General features: G+C 70.9%; 21 protein-coding genes. 11 read left to right on the top strand and 10 right to left on the bottom strand.

Features of this window, described 5'->3' with window-relative positions; translation table 11 throughout:
• Positions 1-11: 11 nt before the first annotated feature.
• The 5 genes from lptB to AC06FP_RS08595 all read right to left on the bottom strand — a co-directional run bounded on the left by lptB (position 12) and on the right by AC06FP_RS08595 (position 3,433).
• Positions 12-731, bottom strand: coding sequence for an LPS export ABC transporter ATP-binding protein (gene lptB, locus AC06FP_RS08615; RefSeq protein WP_055767868.1), 720 nt, complete (start codon positions 729-731; stop codon positions 12-14).
• Positions 731-1,279, bottom strand: a complete 549-nt coding sequence (gene lptA, locus AC06FP_RS08610; RefSeq protein ID WP_478075211.1) for a lipopolysaccharide transport periplasmic protein LptA — start codon at positions 1,277-1,279, stop codon at positions 731-733. The genes lptB and lptA overlap by 1 nt, the downstream gene beginning before the upstream one ends.
• Entirely contained in the window at positions 1,248-1,823 is a 576-nt protein-coding gene (lptC, locus tag AC06FP_RS08605) for an LPS export ABC transporter periplasmic protein LptC (protein ID WP_456118396.1), read from the bottom strand. Before lptC ends, lptA begins: the two co-directional genes overlap by 32 nt.
• Positions 1,820-2,368 (bottom strand): KdsC family phosphatase, encoded by a 549-nt coding sequence (locus AC06FP_RS08600; RefSeq protein ID WP_478075210.1) that lies wholly within the window; start codon positions 2,366-2,368, stop codon positions 1,820-1,822. The genes lptC and AC06FP_RS08600 overlap by 4 nt, the downstream gene beginning before the upstream one ends.
• Before the next feature lie 63 nt (positions 2,369-2,431).
• Complete coding sequence (locus AC06FP_RS08595) at positions 2,432-3,433, bottom strand: KpsF/GutQ family sugar-phosphate isomerase (protein WP_478075209.1); 1,002 nt, start codon at positions 3,431-3,433, stop codon at positions 2,432-2,434.
• 52 nt (positions 3,434-3,485) lie between these two features.
• Between AC06FP_RS08595 and AC06FP_RS08590 the strand changes: the two genes are divergently transcribed.
• The 3 genes from AC06FP_RS08590 to AC06FP_RS08580 are packed head-to-tail and all read left to right on the top strand — an operon-like array spanning position 3,486 to position 5,347.
• The gene (locus AC06FP_RS08590; protein WP_456118399.1) at positions 3,486-3,716 is read left to right on the top strand and encodes a BolA family protein; all 231 of its coding nucleotides are present in this window, start codon (positions 3,486-3,488) and stop codon (positions 3,714-3,716) included.
• Between the two features lie 33 nt (positions 3,717-3,749).
• Positions 3,750-5,021, top strand: coding sequence for a UDP-N-acetylglucosamine 1-carboxyvinyltransferase (gene murA / locus AC06FP_RS08585; RefSeq protein WP_478075208.1), 1,272 nt, complete (start codon positions 3,750-3,752; stop codon positions 5,019-5,021).
• Positions 5,018-5,347 carry an EF-hand domain-containing protein gene (locus tag AC06FP_RS08580; protein ID WP_456118401.1) on the top strand — a complete coding sequence of 110 codons (330 nt, stop codon included), beginning with the start codon at positions 5,018-5,020 and terminating at the stop codon, positions 5,345-5,347. The genes murA and AC06FP_RS08580 overlap by 4 nt, the downstream gene beginning before the upstream one ends.
• Before the next feature lie 209 nt (positions 5,348-5,556).
• Here the strand turns inward: AC06FP_RS08580 and AC06FP_RS08575 are convergent, their stop codons facing one another.
• A complete protein-coding gene (locus AC06FP_RS08575; protein ID WP_456118402.1) occupies positions 5,557-6,441 on the bottom strand; it encodes an outer membrane protein assembly factor BamD in 885 nt (294 codons plus the stop codon).
• A 113-nt stretch (positions 6,442-6,554) separates the two neighbouring features.
• Here AC06FP_RS08575 and rluD point away from each other — a divergent pair, with 113 nt between their 5' ends.
• The 4 genes from rluD to AC06FP_RS08555 are packed head-to-tail and all read left to right on the top strand — an operon-like array spanning position 6,555 to position 9,261.
• Positions 6,555-7,538: a 23S rRNA pseudouridine(1911/1915/1917) synthase RluD gene (gene rluD / locus AC06FP_RS08570; protein WP_456118403.1), complete on the top strand. Its 984-nt coding sequence runs from the start codon at positions 6,555-6,557 to the stop codon at positions 7,536-7,538.
• A gap of 3 nt (positions 7,539-7,541) precedes the next feature.
• On the top strand, positions 7,542-8,321 hold the full coding sequence (pgeF, locus tag AC06FP_RS08565; protein WP_478075207.1) for a peptidoglycan editing factor PgeF: 780 nt from the start codon (positions 7,542-7,544) through the stop codon (positions 8,319-8,321).
• Entirely contained in the window at positions 8,318-8,860 is a 543-nt protein-coding gene (locus AC06FP_RS08560; protein ID WP_478075206.1) for a DUF4166 domain-containing protein, read from the top strand. The genes pgeF and AC06FP_RS08560 overlap by 4 nt, the downstream gene beginning before the upstream one ends.
• A complete protein-coding gene (locus tag AC06FP_RS08555) occupies positions 8,857-9,261 on the top strand; it encodes a thiol-disulfide oxidoreductase DCC family protein (protein ID WP_456118406.1) in 405 nt (134 codons plus the stop codon). Before AC06FP_RS08560 ends, AC06FP_RS08555 begins: the two co-directional genes overlap by 4 nt.
• 170 nt (positions 9,262-9,431) lie before the next feature.
• Here AC06FP_RS08555 and otsA read toward each other — a convergent pair whose 3' ends face one another.
• From otsA to AC06FP_RS08535, 4 genes are all read right to left on the bottom strand, one after another.
• The gene (gene otsA, locus AC06FP_RS08550; RefSeq protein ID WP_478075205.1) at positions 9,432-10,799 is read right to left on the bottom strand and encodes an alpha,alpha-trehalose-phosphate synthase (UDP-forming); all 1,368 of its coding nucleotides are present in this window, start codon (positions 10,797-10,799) and stop codon (positions 9,432-9,434) included.
• Complete coding sequence (locus tag AC06FP_RS08545) at positions 10,796-12,577, bottom strand: glycoside hydrolase family 15 protein (protein ID WP_478075204.1); 1,782 nt, start codon at positions 12,575-12,577, stop codon at positions 10,796-10,798. Before AC06FP_RS08545 ends, otsA begins: the two co-directional genes overlap by 4 nt.
• A 79-nt stretch (positions 12,578-12,656) precedes the next feature.
• A complete protein-coding gene (gene otsB, locus AC06FP_RS08540) occupies positions 12,657-13,400 on the bottom strand; it encodes a trehalose-phosphatase (RefSeq protein ID WP_478075203.1) in 744 nt (247 codons plus the stop codon).
• 154 nt (positions 13,401-13,554) lie between these two features.
• Entirely contained in the window at positions 13,555-15,990 is a 2,436-nt protein-coding gene (locus AC06FP_RS08535; RefSeq protein ID WP_478075202.1) for a TonB-dependent receptor plug domain-containing protein, read from the bottom strand.
• A 195-nt stretch (positions 15,991-16,185) separates the two neighbouring features.
• Here AC06FP_RS08535 and AC06FP_RS08530 point away from each other — a divergent pair, with 195 nt between their 5' ends.
• The 4 genes from AC06FP_RS08530 to clpB all read left to right on the top strand — a co-directional run bounded on the left by AC06FP_RS08530 (position 16,186) and on the right by clpB (position 21,977).
• Positions 16,186-16,659, top strand: a complete 474-nt coding sequence (locus AC06FP_RS08530; protein ID WP_478075201.1) for a DUF3574 domain-containing protein — start codon at positions 16,186-16,188, stop codon at positions 16,657-16,659.
• A gap of 51 nt (positions 16,660-16,710) precedes the next feature.
• The gene (locus AC06FP_RS08525; RefSeq protein WP_478075306.1) at positions 16,711-18,324 is read left to right on the top strand and encodes a SulP family inorganic anion transporter; all 1,614 of its coding nucleotides are present in this window, start codon (positions 16,711-16,713) and stop codon (positions 18,322-18,324) included.
• Positions 18,325-18,396: 72 nt separating this feature from the next.
• Entirely contained in the window at positions 18,397-19,230 is an 834-nt protein-coding gene (locus AC06FP_RS08520) for a DUF3014 domain-containing protein (protein ID WP_478075200.1), read from the top strand.
• A 161-nt stretch (positions 19,231-19,391) separates the two neighbouring features.
• On the top strand, positions 19,392-21,977 hold the full coding sequence (gene clpB, locus AC06FP_RS08515) for an ATP-dependent chaperone ClpB (RefSeq protein WP_456119402.1): 2,586 nt from the start codon (positions 19,392-19,394) through the stop codon (positions 21,975-21,977).
• Positions 21,978-22,096 lie beyond the last annotated feature (119 nt).

Genomic DNA, 22,096 nt, shown 5'->3' with positions numbered 1-22,096 from the left:
GCCATGCCGGATCAGAGCGTGAAGCTGTCTCCAAGGTAGACACGGCGGACGTCGGTATTGGACAGCAGTTCTTCCGGCGCCCCCTGCGCCAGCACGCTGCCTTCGGCGAGGATATACGCGCGGTCGCAGATTCCCAAGGTCTCGCGCACGTTGTGGTCGGTGATCAGCACGCCGATGCCGCGCTGCTTGAGGTGGGTGACGATGCGCTGGATCTCGCCGACCGAGATCGGATCGACGCCGGCGAACGGCTCGTCGAGCAGGATCAGGCGCGGCCTGGCGGCCAGCGCGCGCGCGATCTCGCAGCGGCGGCGCTCGCCGCCGGACAGGCTGGCGCCGGCCTGGTCGGCGACATGGCCGATCTGCAGTTCGTCCAGCAGCGCCGACAGTTCGCGTTCGCGGCCGTCCGCGTCCAGGTCCTCGCGCAGTTCCAGCACCAGGCGGATGTTGTCGGCCACGCTGAGCTTGCGGAACACCGACGGCTCCTGCGGCAGGTAGCCGACGCCGAGCTTGGCGCGCGCGTACATCGGTTCGCCGGTGATGTCGCGGCCGTCCAGTTCGATGCGGCCGGCATCGCTCTCGACCAGGCCGACGATCATGTAGAAACAGGTGGTCTTGCCGGCGCCGTTGGGGCCGAGCAGGCCGACCACCTCGCCGGCATCGAGGGTGAGGCCGAACTCGCGCACGACCTCCCGGTTCTTGTAGCGCTTGCGCAGGCCCTGGGCGACGAGCATTACTTCTTCTCTCCCGCCGCGGCCGGCGCCTTGTTCTTGGGCTGGATCACGGTGCGCACGCGGGTGCCGTCGCCGCCGCTCTGCATGTCGCCGGTGCGGGTGTTGTAGACCATGCGCTGGCCGGCGTTGGAGCCGCGCTCGGAATCGACCTTGTAGTTGCCGGTCAGCACGATCACCTCGCTGTTGACGTTGTAGTCGAGGTTGTCGGCGCGGGCGTTCATCCAGGTGCCGTCGTCCATCTGCTGCTTGAGCGTGGCTTGCCTGCCGGTGAGCACAACGCGTTCGGTCTCGCCGTTCTTCTGGATCACGTCGGCGGTGTCGGCGTGGATCTCGAGCGTGCCCTGGACGATGACCACGTTGCCGGTGAAGCGGCACTTGCCATTGTCGCCGACCAGGTTGCAGTTGCTGCCGGTCGAGTCGATGGTCATTTCCTGGTTGCGGTCCGAGGCCTTGCTCCATGCCAGCGCGGGAACGAGTGCGGCGGCGAGCAGGACGGTCGGCGCGAGCCTGGCGAGCTTAGCGGGCCTGGCGGGCAGCGTTGGGTTCATAGCGGGTCTTGACCTGGGAAAGGAGGGAGTACTGCTGCGATTTCAGGTCGGCCTCGAAGCCGACGCCAGTCTGCTCCAGGCCCGGGCGGGTCAATGTGACGCGCTCGGCGGTACGGGCCTGGTTGCGTTCCGGGAAGACGTCCAGCGCGGTGGTGCGGAAGGTGGTGGGCGGGGTCCTGCCGTCCTGCGGGCTGTCGCCGGCGACGTTGCCGCGCAGGCGCAGTTCCTCGCCCTTGGCGCTGACCCAGCCGGTATCGGCCTGCAGCTTCCAGTGCTGACCGGCGGCGTCGGGCAGCAGGAACACGGGGCGGGCGATGGTCGAGGTCTGGTCGGCGGCGTTGCGCTCCATGGACGGCGCGCGCAGCGTGGCCGCTTCCTTGCCGTCCTTGTCCAGGGTGACGATCTCGAAGTTGCCCAGCACGTAATCGGCGCGCACCTGGGTGGCGCCGGACGGCGCCCTGGTCTCGCGGTGCCGCCACGCCGACCAGCCGCTGGCCAGTGCCGCCAGCAGCAGGCCGATGCCGATGACCATGCGCCAGCTCATCGCGCGTACTCCGCCACGACCGTGTCCAGCCGGCCCTGCAGCGCCAGCAGCACGTCGCACAGTTCGCGCGCGGCGCCGCGGCCGCCTTCGGCGCGGGTCTGCCAGTGCACGCGTGCGGCGACCAGCGGGTGCGCATTGGCCGGCGCCACCGCCAGCCCGACCGCGCACAGCGGCGCCAGGTCCGGCAGGTCGTCGCCCATGAACGCCACCTGCTCCAGGCCGATGCCGAAGCGCCCGCACAGCGCGCGCACGCTGGCCAGCTTGTCGCCGACGGCGATCTGCGTGTCGATGCCCAGGTCGGCGCCGCGCCGCTGCGCCGACAGGCTGTTGCGCGCGGTGATCAGCACCGGGTGGATGCCGTGTTTCTGCAGCAGCTTCAGGCCCAGGCCGTCCTGCACGAAGAACGCCTTGCTCTCGTTGCCGGCGTGGTCGTAGAACAGCCGCCCGTCGGTCAGCGTCCCGTCCACGTCGAAGCACGCCAGCCGGATGTTGGCGGCGGCGGCGTGCAGCGCGGCGGGGAAATGGGCGAGGGGAGACCAGGGCATGGTGCGGGCGATCCGTTGCGGCGGGAGGGGCCATCTGGCCCGGAAGCGTGATTGTGCGGGCTTTTAAACCACTTTTGCCCGCAACAGGTCATGAATGTTCAGGGCGCCGACCGCGCGGCCGGCGCCGTCCACCACGATCAGGCCGTTGATCTTGTACTGCTCCAGCAGGCGCGCGGCCTCCACCGCCAGCTGGTCGGCGCCGATGGTACGCGGCGCGCGGGTCATCACCTGGGCGATGCCGGCGGTGCGCACGTCCAGGTCGGTGTCCAGCGCCCGGCGCAGGTCGCCGTCGGTGAACAGGCCGACCAGGCGGCCCCCGGCGTCGACCACGGCGGTCATGCCCAGGCGCTTGCGGCTCATTTCCATCAGCGCTTCGCTGAGGCTGGCGTCCTCGCGCACGCTGGGCAGGTCGTCGCCGCTGTGCATCACGTCGGTGATGTGCAGCAGCAGGCGCCGGCCGAGGCTGCCGGCCGGGTGCGAGCGGGCGAAGTCGTCGGCGGTGAAGCCGCGCGCGTCCAGCAGGGCCACCGCCAGCGCGTCGCCCATGGCCAGCGAGGTGGTGGTGCTGGAGGTGGGGGCCAGCGCCAGCGGGCAGGCCTCGTGGTCCACGTTCACGTCCAGGTGCACGTCCGCGGCGCTGGCCAGGCTGGACTGCGGCCGGCCGGTCATGGCGATCAGCGGGTTGCCCTGGCGCTTGAGCACCGGCAGCAGCATCAGCACCTCGTCCGACTCGCCCGAATAGGACAGCGCCAGCACCACGTCGTCCTCGGTGATCATGCCCAGGTCGCCGTGGCCGGCCTCGCCCGGGTGCACGTAGAACGCCGGGGTGCCGGTGGAGGCCAGGGTGGCGGCGATCTTGCGCGCGATGTGCCCGGACTTGCCCATGCCGGTGGCGACCACGCGCCCGCGCGAGCCCAGGATCAGCCGGCAGGCGGCGGCGAACTCGGCGCCGATGCGGCCGCCGACCCGCTCCAGCTCGGTGCGCTCGATCTCGAAGACGCGGCGGCCGCTGGCCACCAGGTCGGCGTCGTGCAGCGTATCCAGCGAAAGGGGGGAAGCAGCCATGCGGGCGCCACTCGGAGGGTAGAATGGGCGTTCATTTTATTAGGAAAGCGCCTTGGACGCCGAGACCATCCAGAACCTGATCGAAGCCGGCCTGCCCGGCGCCCGCGCCGAGGTGCGGGGCGATGACGGCGTGCACTTCGAGGCCACCGTGGTCTGCGAGGCCTTCGCCGGCAAGCTGCCGCTGGCCCGGCACCGCATGGTCTATGCGACGCTGGGCGAGCTGATGGGCGGCGCGATCCATGCGCTGGCCCTGAAAACCGTCACTCCCGGCGAAGCCGGCTGAGCCGGCCCCCTCCCAACCTACTGGCCTGCATATATGGCGAAAATCGTGGTCACCGGCGGCAACGCGCTGAACGGTGAAGTGAATGTCTCCGGCGCCAAGAACGCCGTCCTGCCCATCCTGTGCGCGACCCTGCTGGCCGATGCGCCGGTGGAGATCACCAACGTGCCGCACCTGCACGACGTGATCACCACGGTGAAGCTGCTCGGCGAGCTGGGCGCCAAGGTCACCATCGACCAGGGTACGCTCTCGCGCGGCAGCGCGATCGTGGTCGACCCGCGCAGCGTCAACCAGCATGTGGCGCCGTACGAACTGGTCAAGACCATGCGCGCCTCGATCCTGGTGCTCGGCCCGCTGCTGGCCAAGTACGGCGCGGCGGAAGTGTCGCTGCCCGGCGGCTGCGCGATCGGTTCGCGCCCGGTGGACCAGCACATCAAGGGCCTGCAGGCGCTGGGCGCGGAAATCACCGTCGAGAACGGCTTCATCAAGGCGCGTGCCGAGCGCCTGAAGGGCGGCCGCTTCACCTTCGACATGGTCAGCGTCACCGGCACCGAGAACGTGCTGATGGCCGCGGTGCTGGCCGAAGGCACCACCGTGCTGGAAAACGCGGCGATGGAGCCGGAAGTCACCGACCTGGCGCACTGCCTGATCGCGCTGGGCGCGAAGATCGAGGGCCTGGGCACTGCGCGGCTGGTGATCCAGGGCGTGGAGCGCCTGGACGGCGGCCGCCACGCGGTGCTGCCGGACCGCATCGAGACCGGTACCTTCCTGGTCGCCGCGGCGATGACCGGCGGCCGCGTGGTGATGCGCAACGCGCGCCCGGACACGCTCGACGCGGTGCTGGCCAAGCTCGTCGAGGCCGGCGCGGAGATCGAGACCACCGAGGACAGCATCACCCTGGACATGCGGGGCCGGCGGCCGAAGGCGGTCAACCTGACCACCGCGCCGTACCCGGCGTTCCCGACCGACATGCAGGCGCAGTTCATGGCGCTCAACTGCGTGGCCGACGGCGTGGGCGTGGTCAACGAGACGATCTTCGAAAACCGCTTCATGCACGTCAACGAACTGCTGCGGCTGGGCGCGGACATCCAGATCGAAGGGCATACCGCCATCTGCCGCGGCGTCGAACGCCTGAGCGGGGCGCCGGTGATGGCTACCGACCTGCGCGCCTCGGCCAGCCTGATCCTGGCCGGCCTGGTGGCCGATGGCGAGACCACCATCGACCGCATCTACCACCTGGACCGCGGCTACGAGAACATCGAGGAAAAGCTCGGTGCGCTCGGGGCCCGCATCCGGCGGGTGCCATGATCCTGCGCGGCAGGTTCACCCCGCGGCGCCGCGCGCTGTTGGTCCTGGTGCTGCTGGCGCTGGGCTGGCTGGGCTGGGCCTGGTACGCCGGCATCGCCATCACCCGCGGCGTGGAGAAGGAGCAGATGGACTGGAACGGCGACGGCCAGGTCAGCCGCGACGAGTTCTTCCAGGCCTTCTACGCGGTGAAGGTGGCCGACACCCAGGAAGGCAACCGCCACTGCCGCAGCTTCAGCTGGCGCAGCAGCGGCGAGGAATTCCGCCGCGACTGCCGGACGGTGTTCAAGGCGGACGGCGCGGACGCGGCGGAAACCGCCAGGCCGTAACCGGCATCGCAGGAGCGCACCGGGAGTGCGCTCCTGCACGTGCGCCCGGCCCGCCGGGGCCATCTCCGCCGCCGCAGCAACAAAAGGCCGCCTGGAGCGGTTTTTGACATCGCCTGTCGATGGCCCGAAGGATTCCCGCCAGGTATGGCGGCAACAAAAAAAACGCCCCTCGCGGGGCGTTTTTCGTTGCGCGCGGATGCCGGCAGCTCTTACTTGCGGCTCATGCGGGCGTTGCGCTGGCCGGTGGCGGCGGACTTCTCGCCGGCGAACGGGTTGAGCTTGCGGGCGATCCACGGGTACTTCGGCCAGTCGCCCTGCAGCCACGGGTGGCCGGGCTCGTTCAGCTCCAGCACGCGGCGGGCGTCGTCGGCCAGGGTCTTGTTGCCCAGGTGGACGTAGGACTCGCCGAGCAGGGCCACCGCGTCGTTCTGGAAGGCGCTCTGCGGGTAGGTTTCCAGCAGGTAGGTGGCGCGGCCGGCGGCCGAGACCCAGGCGCCGCGGCGCGCGTAGTACAGGGCGTTGTCCATTTCGTGCTGGGCGAACACGTCGCGCAGTTCGATCATGCGCTGGCGCGCATCGGCGGCGTAGCGGCTGTTCGGGTAGCGCTCGGCCACGATGTTGAAGTCGGCATAGGCCTGGCGCGGCGTGGACAGGTCGCGGCGGCTGGAGTCCAGCGACCACACCCGGCGCAGGAACACGGTGTCGCTGTTGCCGTTGGCCAGCCCGCGCAGGTAGTACAGGTAGGCGATGTTGCGGTGGGTCGGGTAGGTGCGGATGAAGCGGTCGATGCTGGAGACCGCGTCGTCGTTCTTGCCGGCCTTGTACTGGGCGTAGGCGCTTTCGATCATCGCCTGCTCGGTGTACGGGCCGTACGGGTACTGGGCGATCAGCCGCTTGAAGCTGTTCTCGGCGCCGGACCAGTTGCCGCCCTCCATCAGCTTGTGGCTCTTTTCGTAGAGCTGCTCGACCGGCATGCCTTCGTCCGCGTTCTTGCCCTTGGTGCCGCGATGGCAGCCAGTGGCGGCGAAGACCAGGACCAGCAGCAGGGCGGTGATGCGGACGGGAGCGGACAGCAGCGGGGAGCGTCGGATCATGGGTCGGGGCGGGACGCGGCAGGAATACGAAGGGGCGATGATAGCCTAGTGGCCTGTCCTGCGACTGACTCCCGTCGCCCGGCCCCCCCGAATTCCGCCGATACCCCCCTGCCATGTCCGACAACGCTTCCCTTCCTTCCCGCCAGGCGCGGGTGCCCGATGCCGCCGCCGGCCGTCGTTTCGACGCGGTGCTGGCCGAGCTGTTCCCCGAGTTTTCCCGGTCCCGCCTGAGCGAATGGATCAAGTCCGGGGCGGTCCTGCTCGACGGCTCCCCGGTGCGCGGCCGCGACCCGGTGCGCGGCGGCGAGCTGGCCACCCTGAATGCGACCCTGGATACCGAGACCGACGCCCAGCCCGAGGACATCCCGCTGTCGGTGCTGTACGAGGACGAGCACGTCTTCGTGATCGACAAGCCGGCCGGGCTGGTGGTCCACCCGGGCGCCGGCAACCCCACCGGCACCCTGGTCAACGCCCTGCTGTTCCGCGACCCGTCGCTGGCGGCGGTGCCGCGCGCCGGCGTGGTCCACCGGCTGGACAAGGACACCAGCGGGGTGATGGTCGTGGCCCGCACCCTGCAGGCGCAGACCGCACTGGTCGAACAGCTGTCCGCGCGCGAGGTGCACCGCCAGTACCTGGCGGTGGTGAGCGGCGCGCTGGTCTCCGGCGGCACCGCCGACGCGCCGATCGACCGCCATCCACGCGACCGCCTGCGCATGGCCGTGCGCGAGGATGGCCGCGACGCCGTCACCCACTACCGCCTGCGCGAGCGCTTCCGCGCCCACACCGCGCTGGAGTGCCGGCTGGAAACCGGCCGCACCCACCAGATCCGCGTGCACATGGCGCACCTGAAGCACCCGATCATCGGCGACCCGCTGTACGGCGGCGCGCTGAAGCTGCCCAAGGGCGCCACCGACGAACTGGTCGCGCAGCTGCGCGGCTTCCGGCGCCAGGCGCTGCATGCCGAGACGCTGGAGTTCATGCACCCGATCACCGGCGAGGCGATCCGCAACAGCGCACCGGTACCTGCGGACATGCTGGCGCTGATGAAGGCGCTGCGCGAGGACTCGCAGCTGTTCGCCGAACGCGAGCGGCGCTGAGCCATGGCCGCCGTGTTGCCGCTGCTGCAGGCCGGCTGGCCGGCGCCGCCGGGCGTGCATGCCTTCACCACGCTGCGGCATGGCGCGGGCGGCTCGCTGCCGCCGTTCGACAGCTTCAACCTGGGCAACCGCAGCTTGCCCGAGGGCGACGACCCGCTGCAGGTGCAGCGCAACCGCGACGAACTGCAGCGGCTGGCGGGCCTGCCGTCGGCGCCGCACTGGCTGCGCCAGGTGCACGGCACCGGCGTGCTGCGGTTCGACGCGCCGCCCACGGCGCAGGGCGTGGACGCCGAACCCGTCGCCGACGCGGCGGTGACGTCGCAGCCCGGCGTGGTGCTGGCCATCCTCACCGCCGACTGCCTGCCGGTGGTGTTCGCCGCCGGCGATGGCGGCGAAGTGGCCGCCGCCCACGCCGGCTGGCGCGGGCTGGCCGACGGCATGCTGGAAGCGACGCTGGCGGCGATGCGCACGCCGCCGGCCGGAGTCGTGGCCTGGCTCGGCCCGGCCGCCGGACCGGCGCGCTACGAGATCGGCGCCGACGTGCGCGATGCCTTCCTGGCGCATTCGGCCGACGCCGCAGCGGCGTTCACCGCCACCCGGCCCGGGCACTGGCGCGTGGACCTGTACGCGCTGGCGCGGCAACGGCTGCAGGCCGCCGGCATGGCGCCGGCCGCGATCCACGGCGGCGACCAGTGCACCCTCGCCGATCCGGCGCGCTGGTTCTCGCACCGCCGCGACCGCCGCAGCGGGCGCATGGCCACGCTGGTGTGGATGGCGCGATGAACCGGCCGCTGTTCGGGCGCGTGCTGGGCGCCGCGTTCGTGCAGCTGCCGCCGCTGCTGCGCGCGCTGCATTCGGTGCCGCGGCGGCAGGCCTGGCGCGGCCAGGGCCGCGTGCGCCGCGGCGAGCACTGGCTGGTGGCCCCCTGCGCCTGGCTGGCGCGCCTGCCGCCCAGCGCGGACGCGGTGCCGGTGACGGTCGAGTTCGTGGTGGACGACGGCGGCGAACGCTGGAACCGGCGCTTCGGCGCCGCGCGCATGGCTTCGCGCCTGTGGCAGCGCGACGGGCGCCTGTTCGAGCGCCTGGGCGCGCTGCGCTTCCGTTTCGCGCTGCAGGTCGTGGACGGCGAAATCCACTGGCGGGCCGAGCGGGTCTGGGCGTTCGGCGTCGTGCCGCTGCCGGCCGCCTGGTTCGCGCAGGTGCGCTGCCGCGAACGCGAACATGGCGGCCGCTACGAGTTCCTGGTGGACGTGGCGCTGCCGCTGCTCGGCCCGCTGGTCCGCTACGAAGGCTGGCTGCTGCCCGCGCAGGAGCCGGCATGAGCGATGGCGGCGCGGTGATCGTGTTCGACGGCGTCTGCGCGCTGTGCAGCCGCTGGGTGCGCTTCCTGCTGCGCTTCGACCGTCGCGGCCGCTACCGTTTCGCGGCGATGCAGGGCGCGCACGGGCGGCAGCTGCTGGCCGCGCACGGGCTCGACCCCGACGACCCGCTGTCGTTCCTGCTGGTCGAGCAGGGCCGCGCGTACACCGATACCGACGCGATCGTGCGCGTGCTGGCGGGCCTGGGCGGTATCTGGAAGCTGGCGGCGCTGGCACGGCTGCTGCCGCGGCCCCTGCGCGATCGCGGCTACCGCTGGCTGGCGCGCAACCGCTACCGCTGGTTCGGCCGCCACGACGCCTGCTACCTGCCGACGCCGGCGCAGGCGGGGCGTTTCCTCGACTGAGGTCGAGGAAGCGCGCGGCGTTCGTGCGGGCTTGCCCTGCAAGGAGGCTGCCCCGGCCAAGGCAACGTAGCGGGCGCGCAGGAGCGGCTTCAGCCGCGAACGCTCCGTGCTGGCCATGCTCGAAGAGCGTTCGCGGCTGAAGCCGCTCCTACGGGCATCCTCGTGGCCGCTCAGTTGCCTTCCAGTGCCTGCAGGTAATCGCGCCGCCAGCGGTTGATGTCGTATTCGCGCAGGTGCTGCATCATCGCCTGCCAGCGTTCGATGCGTTCGCCGCGCGGCATGTTCGCGGCGGTGGCGATGGCATCGGCAACGCCGTCCAGGTCGTGCGGGTTGACCAGCAGCGCCTGCTTCAGTTCGTCGGCGGCGCCGGCCAGCAGCGACAGCACCAGCACGCCGGGATCGTCCGGGTCCTGCGAGGCCACGTATTCCTTGGCCACCAGGTTCATGCCGTCGCGCAGCGGCGTGACCAGCCCCACCGCCGCTTCGCGGTAGAAGCCGGTGAGGGTGCTGTGCGCGTAGTTCTGGTTGACGTAGCGCAGCGGCGTCCAGTCGGCCTCGGCGTGCCCGCCGTTGATGTGCCCGGCCAGCCGCTCCAGCTCGCTGCGCAGCGCGCGGTACTCGGCCACGCTGCCGCGCGAGACCGGTGCGATCTGCAGGAAGGTCATGCTGCCCTTCTGCTGCGGGTAGCGCTCGAGGTAGCGCTCGAAGCCGTGGAAACGCTCGGGCAGGCCCTTGGAATAGTCCAGCCGGTCCACGCCGATGGCCAGCTTGCGCTGCTGCAGGCTCTGCCGCAGCGCGCGCACCGCGCTGTTGCCGGTGGCCGCGCGCGCCTGCCGCGCGATGTGCGCGGTGTCGATGCCGATCGGGAAGGCGGCGATGCGCACGCGGCGGCCGTCGGGGGACTCGATGTGCTCGCCGTCGATGGCGCGCCCGTCGCCGAACAGCCGCGCCCAGGAGCGGAAGCGGTCCACGTCGCGCCGGGTCTGGAAGCCGAGCAGGTCGCAGGCGTACAGCGCCGAGAACAGCGAGCGGTGTTCGGGCAGCGCCTGTACCAGGTCGGCCGACGGGACCGGCACGTGCAGGAAGAAGCCGATGCGGCAGCCGATGCCGCGTTCGCGCAGCAGCGCCGCCAGCGGGATCAGGTGGTAGTCGTGGATCCACACCGTGTCGTCGTCGCGCAGCATCGGCGCCAGCCGGTCAGCGAACAGCGTGTTGACCCGCCAGTAGCCCTCACGCTTGCTGCGGTCGTAGTCCACCAGGTCCAGGCGGAAATGCAGCAGCGGCCACAGCGCGCGGTTGGAAAAGCCGTTGTAGTAGCTGTCCAGGTCGACCCTGGACAGGTCCAGCGTGGCGTAGCGGATGGCGCCGTCGCTCTGTTCGTGCAGTTGGCCGCTGGCGCCGGCCACGCTGCGCCCGCTCCAGCCGAACCACAGGCCGCCACGCTCCTTCAGCGCCGCCAGCAGGCCCACGGCCAGGCCGCCAGGACGGTTTTCGCCGGGCAGTGCGACCCGGTTGGAGACCACCACCAGACGGCTCACGACGCCTCCTGCCAGCTGCGCGACAGCCGCATCGCCGCGGTGATCAGGCCCACGTGCGAATAGGTCTGCGGGAAATTGCCCCATTGCTCGCCGTCGCTGAAGGCCAGGTCCTCGGACAGCAGGCCAAGATGGTTGCGACGCGCCAGCACGCTTTCGAACAGCGCCCGCGCCTCGTCGAGGCGGCCGATCGCGGCCAGCGCGTCGATGTACCAGAACGTGCAGATGGTGAAGCTGGTCTCCGGCGCGCCGAAGTCGTCCGGGGCGATGTAGCGGAACAGCGCGTCGCCGCGGCGCAGGCCGTGGCCGATGGCATCGACCGTGGCGACATAGCGCGGGTCGGCGGCGTCGATGAAGCCGATGTCGGCCAGCAGCAGCAACGAGGCATCCAGGTGGCTGCCATCGAAGGTGTCGGTGAAGTGCCCCAGCTGCGCGTTCCAGCCGCGCGCCAGCACCCGCTGGCGGATGCTGTCGGCGCGTTCGCGCCACAGCGCGGCGCGTCCGCTCAGTTCCAGCCGGGCGGCGATCTTGGCCAGGCGGTCGCAGGCGGCCCAGCACATCGCCGCGGTATAGGTGTGCACCGCGGTGCGGCCGCGGAATTCCCACAGCCCGGCATCGGGCACGTCGTGCAGCGCATAGGCGCGCTCGCCCAGCGGTTCCAGCCGGCCGAAGGTGTGCAGGTCGCCCGGGTCCTTCAGGCGCTGGTCGAAGAACAGCTGGGTGGAGGCCAGCACCACCGAGCCGTAGACGTCGTGCTGCTGCTGCAGCCAGGCCAGGTTGCCGCGCCGCACCGGGCCCATGCCGCGGTAGCCTGCCAGCGACGGCACCTCGTGTTCGTCCAGCCGTTCCTCCATGCCGATGCCGTACAGCGGCTGCAGGCTGCCGTCGGTGGTGGCCAGGTTGAAGATGTAGCGCAGGAAGTCCTCCATCGACTTGGTCGCGCCCAGGCGGTTGAGCGCGCGCACCACGAAGGCGGCGTCGCGCAGCCAGCAGTAGCGGTAGTCCCAGTTGCGCGCGCTGCCGGGCGCCTCGGGGATGGAGGTGGTCATCGCCGCGATGATCGCGCCGCTGTCCTCGTACTGGCACAGCTTGAGGGTGATGGCGCTGCGGATCACCGCGTCCTGCCATTCCAGCGGAATGGACAGGTAGCGCGTCCATTCGCGCCAGTAGTCCTCGGTGCGCTGCTGCGCTTCCTGCGCATAGCTGGCGAGGGCGCGGTCCAGGGTCTCGTCCACGCCCAGTACCAGTTCCATCGGGTGCGCGAGCACGAATGGCAGCGCCTCGCGGATGAAACGCACCGGCACGTCGGTGGTCAGGCGCAGGGTGAAGCCAGGCAGCAGCCAGCGCAGGTGGTTGCTGCCCCAGGTGGATTCGGGAACACGCGCGCCCCAGTCGGCCAGCGGCCGCGCCAGCACGCGGATGCGCGGGCTGCCGGCCAGCGGGCGGATGCGGCGGATCACGCTGGGCGGGCGGTAGAAACGGCCGTTGCGGCGCCAGCGCGGCGCGAAGTCGATCACTTCCACCTGGCCACCGCGGGTGTCGTGCAGCACCGTGCGCAGGATCGCGGTGTTGGTGATGTAGTGCTGTTCGCTGCCGGCGTAGTCCTCCAGCTCGATGGCGAAATCGCCGCCTTCATGCGCGCGCGGCGACAGCAGCGCGCAGAACGCCGGGTCGCCGTCGAACGCCGGCAGGCAACTCCACACCAGGCGCGCGTGGCGGTCGATCAGGGCGCCGAAACTGCCGTTGCCGATGACGCCCATCTCGAGGTTGGCTCGAAGCATCGTTTCCTCCTTGCTGGCCGGGAGGCCAGGGCCTCCCGGGTGATACGGCCGCACGCGACGCCGGCGCCGCGGCGCGGGATCAGGCCGCGCCCACGCGCAGCCAGTCGTGCATCGCGGCGATGTCGGGCAGGGCATGGCGCGCCTGGCTGCCGGCACGCGCGCCGACCAGGATGCCGTAGCCGCCCAGCCGCGCCGCCGCGGCGAAGCCGTCCTCGTCGGTGAGGTCGTCGCCGACGAAGACCGGAACGCGGCCGGCGAACGGCGCGGTGCCCATCAACGCCGTCACCGCGGTGCCCTTGTCGTGGCTGGCGGACACCAGTTCCACCACGTGGTTGCCCGGCTGCAGGCGCACGCCGGGCAGCAGCGGCAGCTGCGCGTGCGCGAAGGCGATCACCGCCTGCGCCGCGGCCGGCGCGTTGCGCCAGTGCAGGGCCAGGGCCTGGCCCTTGGCTTCCACCCGCACGCCGGGATGCGCATGCGCGAAACGCATCGCCTGCAGGTGCAGTTCGTGCAGCCACCGCGCGGTCTCCGCGGCCTGTGGCGTTTCATCGGCGCTGCGCCGCAGCTGCGTGCCGTGCAGGCCGGCGGCCGGCAGGCGCAGCGGCGCGAACAACTGGTCCAGCTGCGCCAGCGGGCGGCCGCTGACCAGCGCCAGCGCACCGTCCAGGCGTTGGCCGATGCGGGCGATCCAGTCGCGGACCTGCGGCGACAGGCGGACATCCTCGGGTTGCGCGGCGAACCCGACCAGTGTGCCGTCCACGTCGAGGAACAACGCACAGGCGGGATCCAGCGCGGGGGGCGGGCTGGGAGACGCAATGACCATGCGCCCACCATGCCATGCGCGGCGTGAGCGGAAAGTTATCGAAGGTGGACGCGGAGCAGACGCCGCCTCCACGAGCGCACGATCAACAGCAACGGATGCGGGTCCGCGGCACGGGGAAAACCACTTCCCCGTGCCCGCTTCCCCTTTCCCGTCCTCAGAACGCGTAGCGCACGCGCCCGTACCAGTACGCGCCGTTGCTGCCGATCGGCGAGAGCACGTCGTAGGGCAGGTTGCCGAAGTAGTGGATGTCCTCGTTGGAGCGGTCCGGGTAGTTGTCGGTCAGGTTCTGCCCGCCCACGGCCACGCTCCACTTCGGCGTGATGCGGTATTCCACTTCCGCGTCCAGCTGCCATTCCGCGGCATAGGTCTGGGTCGGGATGTAGCCGCCGCCGAAGTCGAACACGCGCCGCGCGCTGCCATGGCGGCTCAGGCGGCTGCTCAGCGACCAGCGATCGTCGGCCCAGCTGGCGGCCAGCTGCGCGCGGGTGCGCGGCGCGGCGTCGGTGAGCGTATTGCTTTCCTCCACGCCGAACAGCACGTAGTCCGGGTCCAGCGCCAGCAGCTGCGCGGGCGTGGCCAGCACGTTCTTCAGCTCGGTCTTGGCATAGCTCCAGGTGCCGGTCAGCAGCAGGTCGCCGCCGCCCAGCGTCTGCCGCCAGTTGGCGACGAACTCGGCGCCGCGGGTGCGGGTGTCGGCGGCGTTGACGAAGTAATGCGCGCTCTCCAGCCCGCTCACGCCGAAGCGCTGCTGCACGAAGTCGGTCAGCGCCTGGCCGGTGATGCTTTCGGAAAGCGCGATGCGGTCGTCGATGTCGATCTGGAACAGGTCCAGCGACAGGTCCAGGTGGCTGCCGATCTGGCTGGTGAAGCCCAGGCTGTAGTTGATCGACTTCTCCGGCTTCAGGTCGGTGGCGCCCAGCGCGCGCGCGATGGGGTTGTTCACCGACAGCAGGCGGCCCTGCACCAGCTGGCCGCCGGCGGTGTAGCCGGTGGAGGTGGACTCGAAGCCGGTCTGGCTCAGCGACGGCGCGTGGAAGTTGTTGGAGATGGCGCCGCGCAGCGCGAACGCCGGCGCGAAGGCGTAGCGCGCGCCGAGCTTGCCGGTGAGCTGGCCGCCGAAGTCCTGGTAGTGCTCGTAGCGGGCGGCGACGTCGGTGGAGAACTTTTCGCCGAAGGTCGAGGACAGGCTGCTGTAGGCGCTGAACACATCGCGGGTGAGGTGCGCCTCGTCCTGCGGGGTCAGGCCGCCGCCGGCCTGCGAGCCGGTCGGGCGGTCGGTGAACGGACCGGCGGCGTAGCTGGCCGGGTCGCCGGCGCCGGTCTCGTAGCGTTCGCGGCGCGCTTCCACGCCGAAGCCGAGGCTGTGGCTGTCGTCCTGGCGCACGAAGATGCGGCCGACATCGAGGTTGGCCACGGTCTGGTCGAAGGCGTAGTCGCCGGTCTTGAAGCGGGTCGGGCTGGCCGGGCCGAGCGAGGCGTTGAGCGAATCGCGCAGGCGGTAGGTGAACGCGTTGCGGCCGTGGTCGAGGCTGGCGTCGTAGTTCCAGTCGCCCCACTGGCCGCGCGCGCCGGCCACCAGCTGCACGTCGAGGTTCTCGCCTTCGGACACCGGGCGGTAGCCATGCGGGTAGAGCTGCTTCCAGTTGGCTTCGCCGTCCGGGTAGCGGAAGTAGTTGGCGCCCTCGGTATCGCGCTGGTTGTAGGTGCCGAAGGCATAGGCTTTGGACGTGGCGCCGAACGGCACCTCGGCGTTGAACCAGGCGTTGAGGTCCTTGCTGGCGCCGTCGCCCAGCGAATAGTTGCGCCTGCCGGCCAGGGCCAGGTTGTCCGGGGTCTGCGCCTCCCACGGCGGGATCTGGTCGAAACCGGCGCGGTTGGTGGCCTCGCGGTTCTTCAGTTCCAGGCCCACGCGCAGGAAGCCGCCTTCGTCGCTCAGCGCGGTGCCGACCTTGGCGCTGAAGTAGCTGGTCTGGCCGTCGGTCAGGGTGCGGCCGATCGGCTTGAGGTCGGTGTGGTGCGCGCCGAAGCTGGCCTCGATGGCGCCGCCTTCCGGCGCGTCGTCGAGGATCACGTTGATCACGCCGGCCACCGCGTCCGAGCCGTACAGCGCGCCGGCGCCGTCGCGCAGCACCTCGATGCGCTTGATCGCGCTGACCGGGATGGCGTTGAAGTCCACCGGCGTGGTGCCCTTGCCGATCTTGCTGTCGGTATTGACCAGCGCGCTGTTGTGGCGGCGCTTGCCGTTGACCAGCACCAGCACCTGGTCCGGCGACAGGCCGCGCAGCTGCGCCGCGCGCACGTGGTCGGCGCCGCCGGAGTTGGACTGGCGCGGGAAGTTGAACGAGGGCAGCAGCGCCTGCAGCGCGCTGCCGAGTTCGCCGTTGACCACGCCGGCCTTGCGGATGTCCTCGGCGCTGAGCACGTCCACCGGCGAGGTGGATTCCAGCACGGTGCGGTCGGTGGCGCGGGTGCCGGTGACGATCACGGTGTCGAGCGTGGTCGCCTGGCCGGGCGCGTCCTGGGCGTGGGCGGGGCAGGACAGCGCCAGCGCTACGGCCAGGCCGAGCGGAGCCGGGGAAATACGGGGCATGGTGGAACTCCGGGATGACGTGGGGAAGGGGGTTCCGGATGTCTTGTTACATTCATCCGGATGGAGCGATATGTTATCTTCGCGTGATGCCGGCCCCGGGTGCAAGTCCCGCACGGCATCAGTTCATCCGTAAACGTGATATGCCGGTGCAGTGGCGAGGATGCCACCCTGCAGATCCCCCGACCGAGGTCATCCATGAAGTTTTCCGCTTTCCTGTTCCCGTTGCTGCTGTGCCTGGGCGGGGCTGCCTGCGCCTCCTCACCGGCGGCCGATCCGCCGCCTACCGCCGCGCTGCACGGCGACGCCGCACGTCCCGCCGAAGGCGCCCACTGGGTGCGCAGCGAACTGTATTTCGGCGTGGGCCAGGAAAGCGGCGACTCCAGCCGCGAGCAGACCGACGCGATCAGCGAGACGCAGTGGCGCGCCTTCCTCGACAAGGAGGTGACGCCGCGCTTCCCCGATGGCCTGACCGTGTTCGATGCCTATGGCCAGTGGCTGTTCCGCGGCGCGCCGCAGCCCGAGCGCCTGCGCACCAAGGTGCTGGTGGTGCTGCACGAAGACACCCCGCAGCGCCGCAACGACATCGAGGCGATCCGCCTGGCGTGGAAGCAGGCCACCCACCACCAGTCGGTGCTGTGGTCGCGGCAGGCGGTCGAGGTGTCGTTCTGAGCATCGCGTGAGCCGGGCTGGAACGCGGCGCATGCGTTCCGGCCCGGCTTCATCTCTTTTCCTTCCGGTCTGCCCATGGCTCACATCCCCGCTTCCGCACGCCCGCGCTGGTTCGTCGCCGGCGACCTCAACGGTTTCTTCGGCCTGGTGGTCGACAACCTGTCCATCCTCGGCTTCATCGCCATGGCGCTGGTGGGCCTCTTCCAGTTCCCGGCCGAGGTGGTGTTCGGGCGCATGTTCCCCGGTACCGCGTTCGGCGTGCTGGTCGGCAACCTGCTGTACACGCTGATGGCGCGGCGGCTGGCCGCGCGCAGCGGCCGCGACGACGTCACCGCGATGCCGCTGGGGTTGGATGCGCCGACCAGCATCGGCATGGCGCTGCTGGTGCTGGGCCCGGCCTTCGCCGGTTTCCGGCAGCAGGGCATGGAGCCGCAGGCCGCGGCGATGGCCACCTGGCAGCTGGGCATGGCGGCGCTGGTGATCATGGGCGCGCTCAAGCTGGTGCTGTCCTTCTTCGGCGAGGCGGTGACCCGCGCGCTGCCGCGCGCCGCGCTGCTGGGCTCCATCGCCGGCATCGCGCTGGTGCTGATGGGCCTGCTGCCGCTGCTGGAAGCGCTGCGCTCGCCGGTGGCCGGTTTCGTCACCCTCGGCCTGCTGCTGTACGTATTGATCGCCAAGGGCCGGCTGCCGGTGCGGGCGCCGGGCGTGCTGGTGGCCTTCGTCGTGGGCACCGCGCTGTACTACGGGCTGGGGCTGGCCGGGCTGGGCGCGCCGGGCTTCGCGCTGCCGCAGTGGACGCCGCCGCAGGTGGTGCTGCCGCTGCCGACCCTGGGGTTCATCGACGGCCTGCCGGCGGCGATGGACTACCTGCCGCTGCTGCTGCCGTTCGGCCTGCTGATGGTGGTCGGCGGCATCAACGTGTCCGAGAGCGCGCGCGCGGCCGGCGACGACTACCGCACCCGCGACATCCTGCTGGTCGAGGCGGTGGCCACGCTGGTGGCCGGGCTCTGCGGCGGCGTCGCCCAGACCACGCCCTACATCGGCCAGCCGGCCTACAAGCACATGGGCGCGCGCAGCGGTTACACGCTGCTGACCGGCCTGTTCGTCGGCATCGGCGGCATGCTCGGGGTGATCTCCGGGCTGGTGCAGTGGCTGCCGCTGGCGGTGCTGGCGCCGATCATCGTGTACGTGGCCATCGACATCACCACCCAGGCGTTCGAGGCCACGCCCAAGCGGCACGCCGCGGCGATGGTGCTCGGCTTCCTGCCGTCGGTGGCCTACCTGCTGGCGATCAAGGCGCCGGGCTGGATCGCCCCGCAGCGGTTGGCCGAACTGACCACCGCCCTGGACGGCCACGGCCTGCCGGAACTGGCGGTGATCTTCGCCCTCGGCAACGGCTTCATCATCACCGCGATGCTGTGGATCGCCACGGTGGTGGCGATGATCGAGCAGCAGCTGCGCCGCGCCTCGGTGCTGCTGCTGGTCGCCGCCGTGCTGACCCTGTTCGGCCTGATCCATTCGGTCGACCCGCGCGGCGGCGTATACCTGCCGTGGACGCTGGAAGGGCTGCAGCGCAGCATCAGCTGGCAGCTCGCCGGCGCCTACGTGGCGCTGGCGGCGGTGCTCGGCCTGCTGTCGCTGCAGCGGCCGCGGCCGGCCGGCTGAGCCGGCGCGGGGAACCCCTGGCGATCTCCCGGGTCACACCCGGGGTGATCGCAACGACAGAGGTGGTTCCCGATGCAGGACAGGAAAGCGGTATGGCCGTGGGCCGTGGCGGGCGTGCTGGTGCTGGGCGGCGCGGGATGGTGGCTGTTCCGCGATGAGCTGCGGACGGTCACGCCGGCGGCCTTGCCGCCTGCGGCGCAGGCGCCGGCCGACGGCAGCCGCATCGTTCCCGCCGACAGGCCGGAAGCGCCGGGCGCGCCGGCGCCGGCCCGGCATCCGCTGCCGCGCGACGCCGCCATCGACGCCGCGCTGCCTTCGCTCGAGGACAGCGACGCGCGCGTGCGCGAAGACCTCGGCACGTTCTTCCCCGAGCCGGTGCTGGCGCTGCTGCTGCCCGACCACCTGATCCAGCGCCTGGTCACGCACATCGACAACCTCACCCAGCCCAGCGCGCCGGCCACCGCGCTGGCGCTGCGGCCGCTGCCCGGCAGCCTGCAGGTCGAAGGCGACGCCGCGTCGGGCATCACCTTCGCCGGCGGCAACGCCGCGCGTTATGCGCCGTACGTGGCGGCCTTCAGCGCCGCCGACGCCGACACGCTGGCGGCGGCCTACATGCGCCTGTACCCGCTGGTGCAGCAGGCCTACCGCGAGCTGGGCCATCCCGGCGGCCACTTCAACGACCGCCTGGTCACGGTGATCGACCACCTGCTGCAGACCCCCGAGCCGGCGCGGCCGCCGGCGTTGGAGCGCGATGCGCGCGGCCGCTACCGCTTCGTCGATCCCGACCTGCAGGCGCGCTCGATCGGGCAGAAGGCCCTGCTGCGGCTGGACGCGGAGCAGGCGCAGGCGGTGAAGCGGCAGCTGCGCGCGATCCGGCTGGCGGTCACGCGCGGCGGATCGGCCTGATTGCGCCGGATCAAGGCAGCGCGGCCGCGCCCGCCGATACTGGAAGAGCGGGGGCGGCCGCGGCTGAACGGGCTCCGGGCCCGGGCTTGAATCACACCGCCGCAACCGCATCTGAACGAGTATCGCCGGCAGCGCCGGCCTCCAGATTCGGGATGACCACCATGCGGATGGACAAGCTCACCTCCAACTTCCAGAAGGCCCTGGCCGACGCGCAGTCGCTGGCCGTGGGCCGCGACCACAACATCATCGAGCCGGTGCACGTGCTGGCCGCGCTGCTCGACCAGGCCGGCGGCAGCAGCCGGCCGCTGCTGGCCCAGGCCGGCGTCAACGTGCCGCTGCTGCGCGAGCGCCTGGGCGAGGCGCTGGACGCGCTGCCCAAGGTCTCCGGCCAGGCCGGCAACCTGTCGATGGGCAACGACCTCAGCCGCCTGCTCAACGCCACCGACAAGCTGGCGCAGCAGCACAACGACCAGTTCATCGCCAGCGAGTGGTTCCTGCTGGCCGCCACCGACGACAGCGGCGCGGCCGGCATGGCGCTGCGCGCGGCCGGCGCCGACAGGAACAGGCTGGAGGCCGCCATCGACAAGCTGCGCGGCGGCGAGACCGTGCAGAGCGAGAACGCCGAGGAGCAGCGCCAGGCGCTGGAGAAGTACACCATCGACCTGACCGCGCGCGCCGAGAGCGGCAAGCTCGACCCGGTGATCGGCCGCGACGAGGAAATCCGCCGCACCATCCAGGTCCTGCAGCGCCGCACCAAGAACAACCCGGTGCTGATCGGCGAGCCCGGCGTGGGCAAGACCGCGATCGTCGAGGGCCTGGCCCAGCGCATCGTCAACGACGAGGTGCCCGAGGGCCTGCGCGGCAAGCGCGTGCTGTCGCTGGACATGGGCGCGCTGATCGCCGGCGCCAAGTTCCGCGGCGAGTTCGAGGAGCGGCTGAAGGGCGTGCTCAACGACCTGGCCAAGAACGAAGGCCAGATCATCCTGTTCATCGACGAGCTGCACACCATGGTCGGCGCCGGCAAGGCCGACGGCGCCATGGACGCGGGCAACATGCTCAAGCCGGCGCTGGCGCGCGGCGAGCTGCACTGCATCGGCGCGACCACGCTGGACGAATACCGCCAGTACATCGAGAAGGACGCCGCGCTTGAGCGCCGCTTCCAGAAGGTGTTCGTCGGCGAGCCGAGCGTGGAGGACACCATCGCCATCCTGCGCGGGTTGAAGGAGAAGTACGCCGTGCACCACGGCGTGGAGATCACCGACCCGGCCATCGTCGCCGCGGCCACGCTGTCCAACCGCTACATCACCGACCGCCAGCTGCCGGACAAGGCCATCGACCTGATGGACGAGGCCGCCTCGCGCATCCGCATGGAGATCGACTCCAAGCCGGAGGAGCTGGACCGCCTCGAGCGCCGCCTGATCCAGCTCAAGATCCAGCGCGAGATGCTGAAGAAGGAAAAGGACGAGGCCTCGCGCAAGCGCCTGGCCGACCTGGAAGCCGACATCGACGGGCTGGAGCGCGAGTTCTCCGACCTCAACGAAATCTGGAAGTCGGAAAAGGCCGCGCTGCAGGGCACGACCAAGGTCAAGGAGCAGATCGAACAGGCCCGCCTCGAACTGGAGGCCGCGCAGCGCCGCCAGGACTTCGCCCGCATGAGCGAGATCCAGTACGGCCTGCTGCCCAACCTGGAAAAGCAGCTGGCCGCCGCGCAGGAAGTCGAGCGCAAGGACTTCCGGCTGGTACAGGACCGCGTGACCGACGAGGAGATCGCCGAGGTCGTTTCGCGCTGGACCGGCATTCCGGTCAGCAAGATGCTCGAGGGCGAGCGCGACAAGCTGCTGCGCATGGAAGAGGTGCTGCATGCCCGCGTGGTCGGCCAGGAAGAGGCGATCCGCGTGGTGTCCGACGCGGTGCGCCGTTCGCGCGCGGGCCTGTCCGACCCGAACCGCCCGAGCGGCTCGTTCCTGTTCCTCGGCCCGACCGGCGTGGGCAAGACCGAACTGACCAAGGCGCTGGCCGACTTCCTGTTCGACAGCCCCGACGCGATGGTGCGCATCGACATGAGCGAGTTCATGGAGAAGCACAGCGTCGCGCGGCTGATCGGCGCGCCCCCGGGCTACGTCGGCTACGAGGAAGGCGGCTACCTCACCGAGGCGGTGCGCCGCCGCCCGTACAGCGTGATCCTGCTGGACGAGGTGGAGAAGGCGCATCCGGACGTGTTCAACATCCTGCTGCAGGTGCTGGACGACGGCCGCCTTACCGACGGCCAGGGCCGCACCGTGGACTTCCGCAACACCGTCATCGTGATGACCTCCAACCTGGGCTCGCACCAGATCCAGGAACTGAGCGCGGACGATTCGCCGGAGGCCTACCTGCAGATGAAGGCGGCGGTGATGGGCGTGGTGCAGGCGCACTTCCGCCCGGAGTTCATCAACCGCCTGGACGACATCGTCGTGTTCCACCCGCTGGACAAGCAGCAGATCCGGCAGATCGCGCGCATCCAGATGCGCGGGCTGGAGAAGCGGCTGGGCGAGCGCGGGCTGAAGCTGGACGTGGCCGATTCGGCCTTCGACCTGCTGGGCAACGTCGGCTTCGACCCGGTGTACGGCGCGCGCCCGCTCAAGCGCGCGATCCAGCAGCAGCTGGAAAACCCGCTGGCGCAGAAGATCCTCGCCGGCGAGTTCGCCAGCGGCGACACCATCCACGTCGAGGCCGGCGGCGGCCAGCTGCGCTTCGCCAGGGGCTGATGCCGCAGGCGGGCACCCCGCGCCGGGGTGCCCGCTCATGCGCACGGGTTATCGGCTCATCGCCATCGGGCAGCAGTAACCGCTGCAACCAGCGGCCATGAGCGCTGCGGGCTCGGCTA

The sequence above is a fragment of the Stenotrophomonas sp. Steno-Z2 genome (assembly GCF_056393235.1).
Note: the sequence above shows the minus strand (reverse complement) of the source record. Positions and strands in the feature narration are given on the sequence as shown.

Coding starts and splice junctions, on each gene's coding strand:
- AC06FP_RS08545 (WP_478075204.1), bottom strand. CDS start 12,577: ATGCTTCGAGCCAACCTCGAGATGGGCGTCATCGGCAACGGCAGTTTC.
- lptC (WP_456118396.1), bottom strand. CDS start 1,823: ATGAGCTGGCGCATGGTCATCGGCATCGGCCTGCTGCTGGCGGCACTG.
- rluD (WP_456118403.1), top strand. CDS start 6,555: ATGTCCGACAACGCTTCCCTTCCTTCCCGCCAGGCGCGGGTGCCCGAT.
- AC06FP_RS08560 (WP_478075206.1), top strand. CDS start 8,318: ATGAACCGGCCGCTGTTCGGGCGCGTGCTGGGCGCCGCGTTCGTGCAG.
- AC06FP_RS08520 (WP_478075200.1), top strand. CDS start 18,397: ATGCAGGACAGGAAAGCGGTATGGCCGTGGGCCGTGGCGGGCGTGCTG.
- lptA (WP_478075211.1), bottom strand. CDS start 1,279: ATGAACCCAACGCTGCCCGCCAGGCCCGCTAAGCTCGCCAGGCTCGCG.
- murA (WP_478075208.1), top strand. CDS start 3,750: ATGGCGAAAATCGTGGTCACCGGCGGCAACGCGCTGAACGGTGAAGTG.
- lptB (WP_055767868.1), bottom strand. CDS start 731: ATGCTCGTCGCCCAGGGCCTGCGCAAGCGCTACAAGAACCGGGAGGTC.
- AC06FP_RS08600 (WP_478075210.1), bottom strand. CDS start 2,368: ATGCCCTGGTCTCCCCTCGCCCATTTCCCCGCCGCGCTGCACGCCGCC.
- AC06FP_RS08575 (WP_456118402.1), bottom strand. CDS start 6,441: ATGATCCGACGCTCCCCGCTGCTGTCCGCTCCCGTCCGCATCACCGCC.
- AC06FP_RS08580 (WP_456118401.1), top strand. CDS start 5,018: ATGATCCTGCGCGGCAGGTTCACCCCGCGGCGCCGCGCGCTGTTGGTC.
- otsB (WP_478075203.1), bottom strand. CDS start 13,400: ATGGTCATTGCGTCTCCCAGCCCGCCCCCCGCGCTGGATCCCGCCTGT.
- AC06FP_RS08530 (WP_478075201.1), top strand. CDS start 16,186: ATGAAGTTTTCCGCTTTCCTGTTCCCGTTGCTGCTGTGCCTGGGCGGG.
- AC06FP_RS08555 (WP_456118406.1), top strand. CDS start 8,857: ATGAGCGATGGCGGCGCGGTGATCGTGTTCGACGGCGTCTGCGCGCTG.
- AC06FP_RS08595 (WP_478075209.1), bottom strand. CDS start 3,433: ATGGCTGCTTCCCCCCTTTCGCTGGATACGCTGCACGACGCCGACCTG.
- AC06FP_RS08535 (WP_478075202.1), bottom strand. CDS start 15,990: ATGCCCCGTATTTCCCCGGCTCCGCTCGGCCTGGCCGTAGCGCTGGCG.
- pgeF (WP_478075207.1), top strand. CDS start 7,542: ATGGCCGCCGTGTTGCCGCTGCTGCAGGCCGGCTGGCCGGCGCCGCCG.
- clpB (WP_456119402.1), top strand. CDS start 19,392: ATGCGGATGGACAAGCTCACCTCCAACTTCCAGAAGGCCCTGGCCGAC.